Genomic DNA, 849 nt, shown 5'->3' with positions numbered 1-849 from the left:
TCCTCAAATGTGCGATGAGTGGATCTGTATAACCTGCGATCGCGCAACTGAGCCAATGCCTTGCCTGCCTCAAAAAATGCACGTTCCACCTTGCGTTCTAAATGCAAGCGATCGCTAATTTCCTGCTCGGTTAATTCTGAAACTTCGACGGCAGTGACGGTAATTGTTGCTGTAGCTGGGTCTTCTTCTTGAGCAAGATTATCTGGTGATGTGCTGTCAGTGGATGAAGAGAAGGTAGATTTTTTGGGCTTTGAGGATGGTTTAGCCATGATTTCACCCTTCTTAAGGGTATTTGCTCAGACTGGCTCACTCTCATTATGGCGGCTGTAGTCAGGGCTACAAACGCTTAAGAGCGGCTAATTTCAGCTTCTATCGCCAGAACCTCAACTGAACCCCTAAGCGATCGCTTGTGAAGAGATACGGAAGGCAAAGCAAGGGGATCTATAAGTTTGCGGATTTATCATTAAAATTTACTCCAAAATTCACACATGAAACTTATTCAATTTTCCAAAGCATCGATTATAATAAAACATCTTTTTCTCACATAAAATTTTAATTTGCGACTAATAAATCTCTAAAAAATGATAATTTCAACCTAAATATTATAAAAACTACTCAACTATATCTATCATATAGTGTTTTGACTAAAGCTAGCTTGCTCTACAAATAAATTATCAAAACACAAATAAGTTAATTAATGGCATACACATTTTAATAATTGCCTAGTAAGAATTTATTAGGATAAGTCAAGAGTTTTATCCTTGTCCTTTTTATACCAATTTTATATGAAGCTGCATATAATAGAGAAAACAAACTCGATAAATTAAAAGAACAATGAGCCGCCCTTTT

At 36.7% G+C, this 849-nt stretch carries 1 pseudogene; it reads right to left on the bottom strand.

Going from position 1 to position 849, the window contains the following annotated elements:
* Positions 1–269, bottom strand: a pseudogene (locus tag GNF10_RS37170) (hypothetical protein); the annotation flags it as partial.
* Positions 270–849 lie beyond the last annotated feature (580 nt).

The sequence above is a fragment of the Nostoc sp. UCD121 genome (genome assembly GCF_014222285.1).
Lineage (GTDB): Bacteria > Cyanobacteriota > Cyanobacteriia > Cyanobacteriales > Nostocaceae > Nostoc.
Note: the sequence above shows the minus strand (reverse complement) of the source record. Positions and strands in the feature narration are given on the sequence as shown.